This is a genomic window from Pigmentiphaga sp. GD03639, assembly GCF_029845405.1.
Classification (GTDB): domain Bacteria; phylum Pseudomonadota; class Gammaproteobacteria; order Burkholderiales; family Burkholderiaceae_B; genus Pigmentiphaga; species Pigmentiphaga daeguensis.
In genome coordinates, this window is record NZ_JAOCLR010000006.1 from 60,211 (window position 1) to 74,597 (window position 14,387).

The 14,387-nt window shown below is 69.3% G+C and carries 14 protein-coding genes; 3 read left to right on the forward strand and 11 right to left on the reverse strand.

Annotation, left to right across the window (positions count from 1 at the left end):
- Positions 1–9 precede the first annotated feature (9 nt).
- Positions 10–987 carry a tripartite tricarboxylate transporter substrate binding protein gene (locus N5K27_RS08275; RefSeq protein WP_279815728.1) on the forward strand — a complete coding sequence of 326 codons (978 nt, stop codon included), beginning with the start codon at positions 10–12 and terminating at the stop codon, positions 985–987.
- Here the strand turns inward: N5K27_RS08275 and N5K27_RS08280 are convergent.
- From N5K27_RS08280 to N5K27_RS08315, 8 genes are all read right to left on the reverse strand, one after another.
- On the reverse strand, positions 984–1,886 hold the full coding sequence (locus N5K27_RS08280; protein WP_279815730.1) for a LysR substrate-binding domain-containing protein: 903 nt from the start codon (positions 1,884–1,886) through the stop codon (positions 984–986). The two genes, N5K27_RS08275 and N5K27_RS08280, sit on opposite strands and share 4 nt — an antisense overlap.
- 29 nt (positions 1,887–1,915) lie before the next feature.
- Positions 1,916–2,908, reverse strand: coding sequence for an ABC transporter substrate-binding protein (locus N5K27_RS08285; RefSeq protein WP_279815732.1), 993 nt, complete (start codon positions 2,906–2,908; stop codon positions 1,916–1,918).
- A 75-nt stretch (positions 2,909–2,983) separates the two neighbouring features.
- Positions 2,984–3,751: an ABC transporter permease gene (locus N5K27_RS08290; RefSeq protein ID WP_087838735.1), complete on the reverse strand. Its 768-nt coding sequence runs from the start codon at positions 3,749–3,751 to the stop codon at positions 2,984–2,986.
- Positions 3,748–4,503 (reverse strand): ABC transporter ATP-binding protein, encoded by a 756-nt coding sequence (locus N5K27_RS08295; protein ID WP_279815733.1) that lies wholly within the window; start codon positions 4,501–4,503, stop codon positions 3,748–3,750. The genes N5K27_RS08290 and N5K27_RS08295 overlap by 4 nt, the downstream gene beginning before the upstream one ends.
- Positions 4,500–5,474: a tRNA 2-thiocytidine(32) synthetase TtcA gene (gene ttcA, locus N5K27_RS08300; RefSeq protein ID WP_087838733.1), complete on the reverse strand. Its 975-nt coding sequence runs from the start codon at positions 5,472–5,474 to the stop codon at positions 4,500–4,502. The genes N5K27_RS08295 and ttcA overlap by 4 nt, the downstream gene beginning before the upstream one ends.
- Positions 5,471–5,869: a dihydroneopterin aldolase gene (gene folB, locus N5K27_RS08305; protein ID WP_087838732.1), complete on the reverse strand. Its 399-nt coding sequence runs from the start codon at positions 5,867–5,869 to the stop codon at positions 5,471–5,473. The genes ttcA and folB overlap by 4 nt, the downstream gene beginning before the upstream one ends.
- An 8-nt stretch (positions 5,870–5,877) precedes the next feature.
- A complete protein-coding gene (locus N5K27_RS08310; protein ID WP_132979551.1) occupies positions 5,878–6,693 on the reverse strand; it encodes an SDR family oxidoreductase in 816 nt (271 codons plus the stop codon).
- A 100-nt stretch (positions 6,694–6,793) separates the two neighbouring features.
- Positions 6,794–8,938 carry a hypothetical protein gene (locus tag N5K27_RS08315; RefSeq protein ID WP_279815736.1) on the reverse strand — a complete coding sequence of 715 codons (2,145 nt, stop codon included), beginning with the start codon at positions 8,936–8,938 and terminating at the stop codon, positions 6,794–6,796.
- Between the two features lie 124 nt (positions 8,939–9,062).
- Between N5K27_RS08315 and N5K27_RS08320 the strand changes: the two genes are divergently transcribed.
- Positions 9,063–10,220, forward strand: a complete 1,158-nt coding sequence (locus N5K27_RS08320; RefSeq protein ID WP_132979553.1) for an SAM-dependent methyltransferase — start codon at positions 9,063–9,065, stop codon at positions 10,218–10,220.
- 34 nt (positions 10,221–10,254) lie between these two features.
- Here N5K27_RS08320 and N5K27_RS08325 read toward each other — a convergent pair whose 3' ends face one another.
- From N5K27_RS08325 to N5K27_RS08335, 3 genes are read right to left on the reverse strand one after another with little or no spacing between them, the layout of a single operon-like run.
- Positions 10,255–11,124, reverse strand: coding sequence for a CoA ester lyase (locus N5K27_RS08325; protein ID WP_087838725.1), 870 nt, complete (start codon positions 11,122–11,124; stop codon positions 10,255–10,257).
- 25 nt (positions 11,125–11,149) lie between these two features.
- Entirely contained in the window at positions 11,150–12,388 is a 1,239-nt protein-coding gene (locus N5K27_RS08330) for a CoA transferase (protein ID WP_279815739.1), read from the reverse strand.
- Complete coding sequence (locus tag N5K27_RS08335; RefSeq protein ID WP_279815740.1) at positions 12,388–13,398, reverse strand: tripartite tricarboxylate transporter substrate binding protein; 1,011 nt, start codon at positions 13,396–13,398, stop codon at positions 12,388–12,390. Before N5K27_RS08335 ends, N5K27_RS08330 begins: the two co-directional genes overlap by 1 nt.
- Positions 13,399–13,490: 92 nt before the next feature.
- Between N5K27_RS08335 and N5K27_RS08340 the strand changes: the two genes are divergently transcribed.
- Entirely contained in the window at positions 13,491–14,387 is an 897-nt protein-coding gene (locus tag N5K27_RS08340; RefSeq protein WP_279815741.1) for a LysR family transcriptional regulator, read from the forward strand.

Sequence of the window (14,387 nt, forward strand, 5' to 3'; positions counted from 1 at the left end):
GAACCCATCATGAATCCTGCAAGGAAACTCTCCGCTTTCATCCTGCTCGCGGCGGGCCTGCTCGGCTGGCAGGGCGCCAGCGCCCAGTCCTACCCGGCCAAGCCCATCCAGTGGATATCTCCGTGGACCGCGGGCGGCGGCAACGACATCCTGTCGCGCGCGCTGGCCGAGCAACTGGCCAGCCGCCTGGGACAGCCCGTGGTCGTGGAGAACCGGCCCGGCGCCACCGGCACCATCGGCACCGCCCAGGTCGCGCGGGCAGCGCCCGACGGCTACACCCTGACGCTGGCCAGCGCCGCCACGCATGCGACGGCCCCGGCCATCTACAGCAAGCTGACCTACGATCCGGTCAAGGACTTCACGCCCATCACGCTGGTGGCGACCGTGGCCAACGTGCTCGTCATCCATCCCTCGGTGCCGGCGCACAACCTGAAGGAACTCATCGCCTACGCCAAGGCCAACCCGAACAAGCTGAACTTCTCGTCGGTGGGCGCGGGTTCCATCCAGCACCTGTCGGGCGTGATGTTCAACCAGCTGGCCGGCGTGCAGACCGCGCACGTGCCGTACAAGGGCACGGCGCCGGCGGTGGTGGACCTGCTGGCCGGCCGCGTGCAGATGGCCTTCGAGAGCCTGCCCACCATGCTGCCCCACATCCGCAGCGGCGCGCTGCGCGCCATCGGGGTGACCACGCCCAAGCGCTCGGCGGTGCTGCCCGAGCTGCCCACGCTGGCCGAGGCGGGCCTGCAGGGCTTCGATGCTTCGCTGTGGTACGCGGTGATGGGGCCGGCCGGCATTCCCCAGCCGGTGGTCAAGGTCCTGCACGATACCGTGGTGGCCAGCCTGCAGTCGCCGGAAGTCATGCGCCGCCTGTCCGAGCAGGGCGCGGAACTGGCGACCAGCTCGCCGCAGGAGCTGGCCGAGTTCGTCCGCAAGGACACCGAGAAGTGGAGCGGCTTCATCAAGCGCGCCGGCGTGACGCTGGATTAGGGCCTGTTCCCGCCCTCGACGTGGGCGCGCAGGTGGCGCAGGTAGGCGTTGACCGCCGGCGTCAGCCGGCGCCTGCCCAGCACGCAGATCTCGAGCGCGGTGCGGCCCAGCAGCGGGTCGGACAAGGGTACGCCGACCACCTCGGCGCCGGGCCCCTGCCGGCTCAGGGACAGGCCCAGCAGGATCGCCACGCCGCCCTGGTCGCGCACGAAGGCCTGCATCGCCGCGATCGAACTGGTGACCAGGGCTGGCGTCAGCTCCAGCTTTTCGACGCGGGCCACCGCGTCCAGCAGGTGCCGGATGCCGGTGTCCGGCGGCGGCAGCGCCAGCGGATAGGCCAGCAGCTCGGCCATCGATACCGAGGCCCGTCCGGCCAGGGGATGGCCGGGCCAGACCACCGCGCACAGCGGCGCAGGCAGGCGGACGGCACATTCGACCGCGCTGGCCGCGCGCGGCGACAGGGCGATGCCGATGTCGGCCCGTCCCGCCTCGATGGCCGCCATGATCTGGTCGCTGCCATCCATGGCAAGCTCGAAGGTGATGCCGGGGTACTGCCGGCGGAAGGTCGCGATCGTGGACGCCGCCAGTTCGGCGGCATGGCCCTCTATCGTGCGCAGCTTCACATGCCCCGTGCGCAGTCCCTTGAGCGCGTCCAGTTCCTCCAGCACCAGCTTGCGGTTCTGGCGCAGGCTCTCGACGTAGTTCAGGTAGACCTGGCCCGCCGGCGTCAGGGTCATGTTGCGGCTGTTGCGGTCGAACAGCTTGATCTGCAGTTCCGATTCCAGGCGGCCGATCTGCCGGCTCACGACCGAGGGCGCGAGGTCCAGCCGCTCGGAAGCCTTGCGTATGCCGCCGCACAGGGCGACCTGGTAGAAGCAGTCGAGCTCGTCGCTATGCATGGCCGGTCCGCGCCGGAACGCCGCGCGGCTCAGGGCAGCACATGGACCTGGTCGACGATGTCGGTCGTGAACGCCGACCGGTAATCGACCTTGGGACTCAAGAGCTTCTCGCGCACCATGAATTCATAGGTCTTCTTCCAGCGCGCGTCGGTCATGGTCAGCAGGCCCTGCGTCCTGGCGTCCCCGCCGTCGACCAGCCGCGCGTCGCGCAGCGCCTTGACGCCGTAGTCCAGCAGCGCCTTCGTCATCTGCGGGTTGTCCTTCAGGATCAGCGCGTTGCCGGGGGCGGGATTCTTCAGGTAGCTCTTCCAGCCCTCGGCGCTGGCCTCGACGAAGCGGCGGATCGCGTCCTTCTTCGCATCCAGCCCCGACTTGGTGGCCACGATGGTCTGTGCATACGGGGGGTAGCCGTAGGTGCCCAGCAGGAACACGGTGGGCTTGAAGCCCCCCTGGGTCTCGATGGTGTAGGGCTCGGACGCCAGGTAGCCCTGCACGGCGGAGTTCTTGTCCACCAGGAAGGGCTGGACCGAGAAGGTATAGGGCTTCTTCTGGGCGTCGGTGAAGCCGTACTTGGTCTTGAGCCAGGGCCAGTAGGTGGTTTCGCTGGCCTGGCCGATGTACAGGGTCTTGCCCTTCAAGTCGCCCAGGGTCTTGGGGCCGGGGTGGGAAACCAGGACGGTGGGCGACTGCTGGAAGGTGGTGGCCACCGTGACCAGCGGCAGGCCTTGTTCCACGGCCTTGTAGGTCTGCAGGTCGTCGCCCATGGCGACGTCGTACTGGCCGGCCAGCAGCAGTTGCAGCACGTTGATCTGCGGGCCGCCCATCTTGATGGTGACGTCCAGCCCGTGCTTCTTGTACGTGCCTTCGGCCAGGGCCTGGTAGAAGCCGCCGTGTTCGGCCTGGGCGTACCAGTTCGAGCCGAAGACGAGCTTGTCGGCCGGCGCGGGGGCCTGGGCGTGGGCCTGGAAGGCCAGGGCCAGGGTGGCCAGCAGGGAGGGGATTAGGGCGTGGGAGGGACGCATGGGCGGGCTCCGGGTAACGGAATGCGGTGGTGTTGCATGGTACCGGGGACGGGCGAGGGTCGCCAGATGGGGCCGCTACCGCATCTCGTGCCAGCCCCGCAGCACGACGCGCGACAACAGCGTCATCGCCGCGAACAGCACCACGCCGGCCACGGTGATGAGCAGCAGCGCGGCGAACAGGCGGGGGATGTTGATCTGGTAGCCGGCCTGCAGGATCTGGTAGGCCAGGCCGGTTTGCGAGCCGCCGGTGCCGGCGACGAATTCGGCCACGACGGCGCCGATCAGGGCCAGGCCGCAGGCGATGCGCAGGCCGCCGAAGAAGGCCGGCAGGGCCGAGGGCAGGCGCAGCCGCCACAGGATCTGCCAGCGGCTGGCCCGCTTCAGGCGGAAGAAGTCGAGCAGGCCGGGGTCGATGCTGCGCAGTCCCAGCACCGTGTTGCTGATGATGGGGAAGATCGCGACGATGGTGGCGCACAGGGTCAGCGCCACCAGGGTGTGCTTGACCCAGATGATGATGAGCGGCGCGACCGCCACGATGGGCGTGACCTGGAGCAGCACCGCATAGGGGAAGAGGCTGGCTTCGATGACGCGGCTCTGCACGAACAGGAAGGCCAGCAGCACGCCCAGCACGGTGGCGGCCAGCAGCGCGAGGCCGGTGATCTCCAGGGTGACCCAGAGCGAGCCGGACAGCAGGTCCCAGTCCCGCACCAGTGCCTGGGCCACGTCCATCGGTGCGGGCACCAGGTAGACGGGGACGTCGAACGCGCGCACCAGGGCCTGCCACAGCGCGATCACGATCAGCGCGACCACGACAGGGGCGCCCAGGCGCAGCCAGGTGTTCATCGCTGTCCCTCCAGCAGCGCGGCCTGCAGGCGCGCGGCCTGCATGGCGAAGGCGGGCGAGACGCGGAAGGCGGCGTCGCGGGTGGGGGCCTCGATGGGAATGTCGGCCACGATGCGGCCGGGCCGGCGCGACAGGACGATGACGCGGCTCGACAGGTAGACGGCCTCGAAGATGCTGTGGGTCACGAACACCACGGTCAGCTTCTGACGCGCGGCCAGGCCCAGCAGTTCATCGTCCAGGTGCTGGCGGGTGATGTCGTCCAGCGCGCCGAAGGGTTCGTCCATCAGCAGCAGGCTGGGCTCGGTCGCCAGCGCGCGGGCGATGGACACGCGCATGCGCATGCCGCCGGACAGCTCGCTGGGGCGCGCGGTGTCGAAATCGGCCAGCCCCACCCGTTCCAGCGCCTCGCGCACCCGGCCGCGCCGCGCTTGCATGGGCAGACGGCGCGGGCCGCGTTCCAGGTCCAGCGGCAGCCGCACGTTGGCGGCCACCGAGGCCCAGGGCATCAGCGTGGCATCCTGGAACACGTAGGACAGGTCGTCGACGTCGCCGTGCCGCCGCAGGGTGCCGGCGGTGGGCATATCCAGCCCGGCGAAGATGCGCAGCAGGGTCGTCTTGCCGCAGCCGGACGGGCCCAGCAAGGTCACGAACTCGCCCGCGCGCACGGTCAGGTCGATCGGCGACAGGGCGTCCACGCCGTTGGGAAAGCGGCGGGCGACGCCTCGGGCCTCCAGGACCGGCGTGGCGTTCAATGCGTGGCGCCGTCGCGGAAGAAGCGCACGGTGCGTTCGGCCAGGGGTTCGCCGGTCTCGTCGCCGCATGCGCTGGCGGACGAGGGTTGCGGATCGACGTGGTCGAAGGCCGTGTCGCCTTCCGGGTCGGGCACGCCGGTCGGCCGGAGGTTGGCGAAGTCGAACAGGCCGCGGTCGAGCAGGTGCGAGGGCGTCACGCGCGACAGGGCGTTGAAGATGTTCTCGATCCGCCCGGGGAAGGCCCGTTCCCATTCGTCGATCAGGCGGCCGGCTTCCTTGCGCTTGAGGTTTTCCTGCGAGCCGCACAGGTTGCACGGGATGATGGGGAAGGCCTTCCATTGCGCGTAGGCGACCAGGTCGTCTTCCTTGATGTAGGCCAGCGGCCGGATCACCGTGTGGCGGCCGTCGTCCGACACCAGCTTGGGCGGCATGCTCTTCAACTGTCCGCCGTAGAACATGTTCATGAAGAACGTGGCCAGTATGTCGTCGCGGTGATGGCCCAGCGCGATCTTGGTCGCCTTCAGTTCGTCGGCGACGCGGTACAGGATGCCGCGCCGCAGCCGCGAACAGAGCGAGCACATCGTCTTGCCCTCGGGAATGATGCGGGTGACGATGGAATAGGTGTCCTGGGTCTCGATGTGGAAGGGCACGCCCAGTTCGGTCAGGTAGCGCGGCAGCACGTCGTCCGGGAAGCCGGGCTGTTTCTGGTCGAGGTTGACGGCGACGATGTCGAAGTCGATGGGTGCCCGCTCGCGCAGCTTGAGCAGGATGTCGAGCATGCCGTAGGAGTCCTTGCCGCCCGACAGGCACACCATTACGCGGTCGCCCGCCTCGATCATGTTGAAGTCGCCGATGGCGCGGCCGGCCTCGCGCATCAGCCGTTTTTCCAGCTTGTTGCGCTCGCGTTCCTGCTTGAGCCGCGCGCGGCCCGCGTCGGCGGTATCCGGAAGGGGCGATACGATGGCGTTCATGTCGGCGCTCCATGGCGCTGCGCGCCGTCCCCGGGGGCCCGGGTGGCCGACACCTCGATGCCGACGGCCGCGCAGTCGGCGAAGGCCTGGGGCTTGGCGACGCGCAGTCGCACGTCGCGGATCTCGGGGAATTGGGCCAGCAGCCGCGCGGCCAGCCGGTCGCACAGGGTTTCGATCAGGTTGACGTGGGTGCGCGTGCACTCGTCGATGATGCACTCGCGCAGCCGGCGATAGTCCAGCACTTCCTGGATGCCGTCATGGGCCGGCATGTCCACGCCCTCGAGGTCGATCTCGGCGTCCACGTGCAGGGGCTGGGTGGCGCCGCGTTCGTGGTCCAGTATGCCGATCTGGGCATCGATGGCCAGGCGGTTGAAGAAAATGCGGCGTGTGCCCATGGTTCCACTCAAGTCTGGCCGGCGGCGTTGCCCGCCGGCGGGTTCATCATGCTGAAGTCGCGGTCGAAGCCGACCAGGTGCTGTCCGCCGTCCACCAGCAGCGTCGTGCCGGTGATCGAGCGGTTCTGCGCCGCGAACAGGACCGCCTGGGCAATGTCCTCGGGGTGGCTGGCATGGCCCAGCGGCGACATCGCATGGGTCTGCGCGAACTGCTGGGGCGTCTGCAGGTGGCTGATCATGGTCAGCCCCGGCGCCACGCCCACCACCCGCACCGCCGGCGCCAGCGCCTGGGCCAGCATGGTCGTGGCGGCTTCCAGGGCGGCCTTGCTCAGCGTGTACGAGAAGAAGTCCGGGTTGTAGTTCCAGAGCTTCTGGTCCAGCAGGTTGATCACCGCCCCGCGGGCATCCGGCCCGCGCCGCGCCACGTCGGCGGCCAGCGCGCGCGCCAGGATCACGGGCGCCACCAGGTTGGGCAGCAGGTGGGTCTGGAGCAGCCGGGTGTCGAACGAGGCGACGTCGTCGTATTCGAAGGTGGAGGCATTGTTGACCAGCGCGTCCACGCGTCCGAATCCTGTCCGGACGGCGGGGACCAGCGTTTCGGCGGCGGCCGGGTCGGCCAGGTCGCAGGCATGGGCCTCGGCGCGGACGCCCAGGGCGCGCAGGGCATCGCAGGTTTCCAGCGCGGCGTCGCGCGAGGTCGCATAGTGCACGGCCACGTCCCAGCCTGCGCGGGCGAAGGCCAGCGCGATTTCGCGGCCGATGCGGCGGGCGGCGCCGGTGACCAGGACGACGGGGCGGGAAGAGGAAGGGCGCGCTTCGCGCATGGCGAGTCGGGTCCGGAAAGGCGGCAAAACAGGGATTTTAGCAAGGAGCCGCCTGGCCGCGCTCTCCGCCCGGCCAGGGCCGGGGGAGCAGGCGGGGGGTTTACAGGTTCAGGTCCTCGGCCGCCTGATAGACGGACCAGGGAAGGTATTTGGCCAGGGTTTCCTGCGGTATGTCGGCCACGGGGAAGAAATAGTATTCGCCGCCCAGCAACCGGCCGCTGTCCGGTTGCGCATAGGCCGTCCGCTTGTAAGAGGCCAGCTTGCCCAGGTCGTACAGGCTCAGCTGGAAGCCCCTGCCGCCATCGACGGGCCGGCGGCCCGCGCCCTCGATGGGGTCTCGCAGCACGACGGCGTCGATGGGTACGGCGGGCTGGGACACGCGGCAGAAGCCGGTGCTGTCGAATAGATTGAACTCGTCGGCGAAAGTCTGGAAGTTGAATGCCTTGCCGTAGCGCTCGCGGATGACGGTGGCGAACGAGCTGTTGAGCTCGGCCGCGCTGGGCAGCCGCCAGGAGAACCGGGCGATCAGGTCTTCGCCGATGGCCGCCGACCATCCGGGCGGCATGTCGTCGGGCGAGCACGGATCGACGTAGGTGTTGCGCATCTCCCTGGGCAGGTCGAGATGGCCGGGCAGCCGGAATGCCTGGCTCTGCGCCGCGGGCATCATGGCATCCACCTGGTCGGTGGCCGTGCAGCGGCCAACCCAGGTGAGGCCGTGACGCAGATCGATGAGCTGGCGGCGGCTGCCCAGGTACCGAGGGCGCAGCTTTTCCAGGTTGATGGCGGAGGCTTCCAGCAACTGGTTCAGCCGCAGCACGGTCGCGGCGTTGACCTTCTTGCCGGTGAGCTTCTCGATCGACTCATGGGCATTGATCAGGTAGGCGTAGCACAGGGTGTTCCACTGCTGGAAGTAATCGAGCAGGTCGGTGTATTGCTTCTGCACCAGGGCGGAGTAATAGCGGCCCTTGCCCATGTACTCCATCCAGCGGGTGAGCACGCCGGCATCGAGGAATGAACGCAGGCCGACAAAGCGGTTGTAGGCTTCGACCAGTTGCGCGTCCCGGGCCACCAGGTCGTTGCAGTGCCTGAGCATGTCGGCCGAGTAGTCTTCCAGCGAAATCGCGCCGCGCTCGTAGTTGCCGGAGGTGCGGTTTATCGAGATGGAGATCGCGTCGAAGGCGTTGAATACGCTGCGCACTTCGTCGAAGCTGCGATTGAACTCTGCCTTGTCCAGCCGTTGCAGGATCTGCTGGATGTTGGCGGACAGGTCGCGCAACTGCGCCTTGATTTCCGCCAGGGTTTCCTTGACGGGGTCGGAGGAGGGGAAAAGCTGCTCCAGGATCAGGTCGCCCACGGTGCCGATGATGGGCACGCCGATGGCGCTCGCGCCTTTCTTGACGGCGAAGCCGAGGGCCCACTTGGCGGCCTTGGTCCAGTGGCGGTTGACCAGCTCCTTCAACTCGTCGGGGATGTTTTCGTCGATGAGGTCGTCGTACCGTGGCGTGCCGCCGCATTCGTCCGGCGCCCCGGCCGCCGATCGCGCGGAACGCCGGGCGCCGTAGCCGGACAGCGTGTCGTAGTTCGTGGCGAAGCCGTCGGCGATGCCTTGGGCCATGCCGTCGACGAGCGCGTCCAGGTAGCCTTGCAGCCCCAGGCCCGAAGCCTGGGCGCGGTGCGCGAGCCTGGCCTGGTCCAGCGCGCTGCCCGTCGGGCCGAGGTCCGACAGCAGGATCCAGGCGTCGACGCCGAAGAACTTCTTCATCACGAAATCGATGCCGGCCGGAGACAGGCGGGTGCGCTCGTAAAGCCTGGCCAGGACGGTCGGCAGGAGGTTGACGTCGATCACGGGCTGGATCTTCGTCCCGAAGTTGTATTCGAACCCGTACAGCCGCCCCTGGGCGGTGTCGGCCACGGCCACCAGGAAATTGCGGCCTTCCGCGGTGGACACGAATGTGCCCGCGGCATCGGTGGTACCGCTGTCCACCAGGATGTCGCGGACGTCGTAGACCTGTACCTGCACGCCGGCTTGCGGGGCATCGCCGATCATGACCGATACCGAGAAGCTCTGGCCCGGCGTGGGCGAGGCCAGCAGGTCGGGATCGATCGCCGGGGATTGGGGCAGCATGTCGAGGCCGTAGCGGTACTCGATCTGGTCGGCCACGATGGCGCCGCTGCCGCCGCAGCCGGACAGCCAAGCCAGCATGCCGCTCGCGGCGGCGGTGTTCAGGAAATGACGTCTATCCATGGGATCTGGTTCGTACGAGGGACGGATCAGCCTATCAGCGCCGCCGCAGGGGCGGGATCCCTACAAGTGGGTATTCGCAAGGCAGTCCGCCGGTTGCGGCGCGCAGTCATGGGAAAATGGCGGCATGAGCAAGCTTCCCGATCTCGACCCCGCGTCCAGCGCCCATTCCCGCCTGGTTGCCGACCATCTTGCCGCGCAGATACGCGGCGCCGGAGGCTGGCTGCCGTTCGATCGATGGATGGAGCAGGCCCTTTATGCGCCCGGCCTGGGCTACTACGCCGCCGGCAGCGCCAAGCTGGCCGAAGGGGGACGGCATCCGTCCGGGGATTTCGTGACCGCGCCCGAGCTGACGCCGCTGTTTGCGCAGACCTTGGCGCGCCAGGTGGCCGAGGTGCTCGAGGCCTGCGGCGGCATCGAGGTATTGGAGTTCGGCGCCGGCACCGGCGCCTTGGCGGCGGGGATGCTGGCGGCGCTGGACGAACTGGGCGTGGCGGCGCGCTACCGCATCGTGGAGGTCTCGGCCGACCTGCGCGATCGCCAGCGCGCCCGGCTGGCCGCCTACGGCGACCGTGTGGCATGGCTCGATGTGCTGCCGGCCGCCTTTACCGGCTGCGTGGTGGCCAACGAGGTGCTCGACGCCATGCCCGTGCGGCTGTTCCGCTGGACCGAAGGCGGCCTGGCGGAGCGCGGCGTGGCCCTGGACGAGAACGCGCGCTTCGTCTGGCGGGACCGCGCCGCGCCGGCCGACCTGGCCGAGGCCGTTTCATCGAGAATGCCGCCGCTGCCGGGCTACGTGTCCGAGATCAACCCGCGGGGCGAGGCCTTCGTGCGCGGCATGGGGGCGTGGCTGCGGGCGGGCGCGGCGCTGCTGATCGACTATGGCTTCTCGCGCGCCGAGTACTACCACCCGCAGCGCATGGAGGGCACGCTGATGTGCCACCTGCGGCACGTGGCGCACGCCGATCCGCTCGTCGCCGTGGGCGTGCAGGACATCACCGCCCACGTCGATTTCACCGCCATGGCCGAGGCGGCGGCCGAGGGCGGGCTGGAGGTGCTGGGCTATGCCTCGCAGGCCGGCTTCCTGATGAACGCCGGGTTGATGGAGCTGCTGTCGCGCTTGGATCCGGCGGACGCGGCCGCCTATGCGCAGGCGGTGGCGCCGGTGCAGAAACTGCTGTCGCCGGCCGAGATGGGCGAGCTGTTCAAGGTGCTGGCCGTGGGCCGCGGCCTGGACCGGCCGCTGTCGGGCTTCGGCCGGGGCGACCGCAGCCATACGCTCTAGAGCCCGTGCGGGCGCCTTTTAGCGTGAACAGGCCCTAGGAGGCGGTCGCCAGGCCCAGGCGGCGTGCCGTGTCCATGATGGCGCGCGCGCGGCGGATGAAGGGCGCGTCCACCATGCGGCCGTCCACCGTGAAGGCGCCCAGGCCGGCGCGCGCGGCGTCCTGCTCGGCCTGCAGTACCCGTGCCGCGTGCCGGACTTCCTCGTCCGTGGGCCGGAACGCCTCGTTGGCCATCGCCACCTGGCTGGGGTGGATGCAGCTCTTGCTCACGTAGCCCAGCCGCCGGGCCATGTGCGCCTCGGCCAGGTAGCCCGCGCGGTCGGCGATGTCGGCATAGGCGCCGTCGCAGGCCCAGACGCCGGCCCGGCCGGCGGCCAGCCGTATGGCCAGCAGGACGTGGTGCACGGCGGCGCTGTCGCGCCGGTCGACGCCCAGGTCTTCGAACAGGTCGCCCAGTCCGACCTGCAGGCCCGCCACGCGCGGATGGGAGCCAGCGAGTTCCGCGGCCCGAGCCAGGGCCTCGGGCGTCTCGATGTTGACCAGGATGCCGATCGGCCGGGCAATGCCCCGCGCGCGCTCGATCTCGTCCAGCCGCTGCGCCGTGGCCTGGATGGCTCGGGGGGATTCGGCCTTGGGCAGGTTGACCAGGTCCAGCGCCGGCAGCGCCACCGCGTCCAGGTCGGCGCCGAAATGCGGCGTATTCCAGGCATTGATGCGCACGACCATGCGCTTGCCGGTGCCGGCGGCCGACGACGCGAGAAAGGCAGCGACGGCCGCGCGCGCCTCGTGCTTGCGATCGGGCTGCACCGAGTCCTCCAGGTCGAAGGACAGCGCATCGGCGTCGCCGGCCAGGGCCTTGGCGAAAAGTTCGGGGCGGGAGCCGGGAACGAAGAGTTTGCTGCGCATGGCGGGTCTCTTGAAGGCGGGACCGTCAACGGTCCTCGTTTTCCTGGTGCACGGCGCCGTCCCGCACCAGTGCCTGGTAGCGCCCGTCGTCCACGCCCAGCGCGGCCAGCACCTCGCGGTTGTGCTGGCCGATGGCCGGAGCCGGTGTGCGGATCGCGCCGGGCGTGCCGCTCATGCGCGGCACCACGTGATGCATGGGGAAGGCGCCCATATCGGGATCGGGATAGTCGGCCAGGATCTCGCGGTCGACGAAGTGCGGATCGTCCACGATCTGCGAGATGTCGTAGATGGGGCCGATGGTGACCTGCGCCTCTTCGAAGAAGCGGACGTTCTCGGCTTGCGTGCGCCGCGCGATGAAGGCGCCGATGATGGCGTCGAGTTCCTCGGCATGGCGCACGCGGTCGGCGTTGGTGCGGTAGCGGGGATCGGCGGCCAGGTCGGGCCGGCCGATGGAAACGAACAGGCGCTCGGCCATTTTCTGGGTCGAGGCCGACAGGCCCACGTACAGGCCGTCCTTGCACAGATAGGCGTTGCGCGGACCGGAGTTGGTCGAGCGGCTGCCGGTGCGTGGCTTGATGCGTCCGGTCAGGCGGTAGTTGGCGGCTTGCGGGCCGAGCACCGCGAACAGCGGGTCGAGCAGGGGCAGGTCGATCACCTGTCCCTGTCCGCCGTTGACCTCGACCTCGCGCAGCGCGATCAGCAGGCCCGCCACGCCGTACAGCCCGGCCACCGTGTCGGCCAGGTACATGGGCGGCAGCACGGGTTCGCGGTCGGCGAAACCGTTCATGGCGGCGAAGCCCGAGATGCCCTCGACCAGCGTGCCGAAACCGGGCCGGCCGCGATAGGGTCCGGTCTGGCCCCAGCCCGAGATGCGCACCACGACCAGGCGCGGATTGCGCGCCAGCAGTACGTCGGGCGCGAGGCCCATGGCCTCCAGCACGCCCGGCTTGAAGCTCTCGACCAGCACCGCCGCCGAGGCCGCCAGTTCCAGCAGCAGCTCGCGCGCCGCGGGCTGGCGCAGGTCCAGGCCCAGGCTTTTCTTGTTGCGCGCGTACAGCTTCCAGTTGGTGTCCACGTCCTGGGTGCGCCAGGCGCGCAGGGTGTCGCCGTCCGGACTTTCCACCTTGACCACGTCGGCGCCGAAGTCGGCCAGCACCTGGGTGAGCGTGTTGCCCGCCACCAGCCGCGACAGGTCCAGGATGCGTACGTCCGACAGCGGACCGCCCGCGCCGGGTTCATAACCGCGTTGCTTCAACGATGCCATCACTCCGCCTTGATGTTCGCCTGCTGGGCGATACGGCGCCATTGCTCGATGTCGCCCCGCAACTGGGCGCCGAACGCGTCCGGCGTCTTGGGGTCGGGCTCGGCGCCTTCGCGCAGCAGCAGGTCCTTGATCTCGTCCTGGCCCAGGATACGATTGATCTCGGTGTTCAGGCGAGCCACGACCGGGGCCGGCGTGCCAGCGGGCGCCAGGATGCCCCACCACAGCCCCGATTCGTAGCCCGGCGCGCCGTTGGCGGCCAGCGGCGCCAGCCCGGGCGCCACCGCCGAGGGCGTGGCGCTGGTCACGCCCAGCGCGCGCACCTTGCCCGCCTTCACGGAGGGCAGGATGGACGGGCCGCTGGCGATCAGCACCTGGATATGTCCGCCGATCAGGTCGTTGATGGCCGGCGCCATGCCCTTGTACGGGACGTGCGTCATCTGCACGCCCGCGACCTGGGCGTACTGGTGCGTGGCGAAGTGGTTGATGCTGCCTACCCCCGAGCTGGCGTAGTTCAGCTTGCCCGGCTGGCTTTTCGCCCGCGCGAGCAACTCCTGCGGCGTCTTGACGGGCAGCTCGTTGTTCACCGTCAGGATCATCGGTCCTTTGGCCACCATGGCGACCGGCGTGAAGGCGTGCACCGGATCGAACGGCAGATTGGTCTGGATGGCGGCATTGGTGGTGTAGGTGGACGACACGAACAGCAGCGTGTAGCCGTCCGCCTGCGCGCGCGCCGCCAGCCCCGCACCCACGCTGCCGCCCGCGCCGGCCTTGTTGTCCACCACCACCGGCTGGCCCAGCGCGTCGCCCAGGCGCTTGCCGATCGCGCGGGCGAACACGTCGTTGGAGCCGCCGGGCGGATTGGGCACGATCAGCGTGATCGGCCGGGCGGGAAAGGCTTCCAGGGCCAGCACCTGCGCCGGCCCGGCGCAGGCCAGTATCGCGGCCAGGCAGGTCGCGCGGCGGCCGGGACGGAAAAGGGGCAGGGCAGCGGCGGGCGGGACGGTCTTCACGGGTGTCTCCTGTCATGGTTATCCAACGGATTCTAGACACTCGATAAACTACGAAAAGCGATTTTTCGTGATGCGTCTGTTTAGGAAATCTAATGAAACTGGAATTCCTGCAAACCCTTTGCGCCGTCCTGCGCCGGGGCACTTTCGCGGCCGCCGCCGAGGAAGTGAACCTGACCCCGGGCGCGGTCAGCCAGCACATCAAGTACCTGGAGCAGCATTTCGGGCAGCCCTTGTTCGACCGCGCGGCGCGCCAGGCCCGTCCCACGCCGTTCGCGCACGAACTCGCGGCGCTGGTCCAGGGCACGCTGGAATCGCTGGAGGCCCTGCGCGCGCGGCGCCAGACGCGGGTGTCCGGCAAGGTCGCGCTGGGCACCATCGATTCCATCCAGGCCACGCTGCTGCCCATGGCGATGAAGGTGCTGCAATCGGACTATCCCGAACTGGACGTGCACCTGGCCCGGGGCCGCTCGGAGCGGCTGCTGGGCGAACTGCGGGACGGCGCCATCGACGCCGCGGTGCTGGTGCGGCCGCAGTCGGGCGGATCGAGCCGGTTGCACTGGCAGACGTTGATGCACGAGACCATGGTGCTGGTGGCCCCGCCCGACGCGCGGGGCGACACGGTCGAGCAATTGCTGCGCGGCCACGACTGGATACGCTTCGACAAGACTTCCACGGGTGGCCGCATTGCCGCGCAATACGTGCACCGCCTGCATCCGCGCATGAAAAGCCGTATCGATCTCCTGTCCAGCCATGCCATCATCGCGATGGTCTCGGCGGGGCTGGGAGTGTCCATCATTCCGCAGCCCTACGACCCGCTGCGCAAGGCCTACCGCTTCCGCGAGCTGTCGCTGGGGCGGGGCGGACCACGGCGGCAGATCGCCTTCGTGTGCCGCCGGGCGGATGTCGACAAGCCGGCGCTGGGCGTGCTCAGGGCGGCGTTCGAGCGGGTGGCGGCCCAGGCCAGGGACGCGGGCGCGGATGCGGCGTGA

Bases quoted from the DNA above. Each gene is read 5' to 3' on its own strand.
- N5K27_RS08275 (WP_279815728.1), top strand. From the start codon at position 10: ATGAATCCTGCAAGGAAACTCTCCGCTTTCATCCTGCTCGCGGCGGGC.
- N5K27_RS08280 (WP_279815730.1), bottom strand. From the start codon at position 1,886: ATGCATAGCGACGAGCTCGACTGCTTCTACCAGGTCGCCCTGTGCGGC.
- N5K27_RS08285 (WP_279815732.1), bottom strand. From the start codon at position 2,908: ATGCGTCCCTCCCACGCCCTAATCCCCTCCCTGCTGGCCACCCTGGCC.
- N5K27_RS08290 (WP_087838735.1), bottom strand. From the start codon at position 3,751: ATGAACACCTGGCTGCGCCTGGGCGCCCCTGTCGTGGTCGCGCTGATC.
- ttcA (WP_087838733.1), bottom strand. From the start codon at position 5,474: ATGAACGCCATCGTATCGCCCCTTCCGGATACCGCCGACGCGGGCCGC.
- folB (WP_087838732.1), bottom strand. From the start codon at position 5,869: ATGGGCACACGCCGCATTTTCTTCAACCGCCTGGCCATCGATGCCCAG.
- N5K27_RS08310 (WP_132979551.1), bottom strand. From the start codon at position 6,693: ATGCGCGAAGCGCGCCCTTCCTCTTCCCGCCCCGTCGTCCTGGTCACC.
- N5K27_RS08315 (WP_279815736.1), bottom strand. From the start codon at position 8,938: ATGGATAGACGTCATTTCCTGAACACCGCCGCCGCGAGCGGCATGCTG.
- N5K27_RS08320 (WP_132979553.1), top strand. From the start codon at position 9,063: ATGAGCAAGCTTCCCGATCTCGACCCCGCGTCCAGCGCCCATTCCCGC.
- N5K27_RS08325 (WP_087838725.1), bottom strand. From the start codon at position 11,124: ATGCGCAGCAAACTCTTCGTTCCCGGCTCCCGCCCCGAACTTTTCGCC.
- N5K27_RS08330 (WP_279815739.1), bottom strand. From the start codon at position 12,388: ATGGCATCGTTGAAGCAACGCGGTTATGAACCCGGCGCGGGCGGTCCG.
- N5K27_RS08340 (WP_279815741.1), top strand. From the start codon at position 13,491: ATGAAACTGGAATTCCTGCAAACCCTTTGCGCCGTCCTGCGCCGGGGC.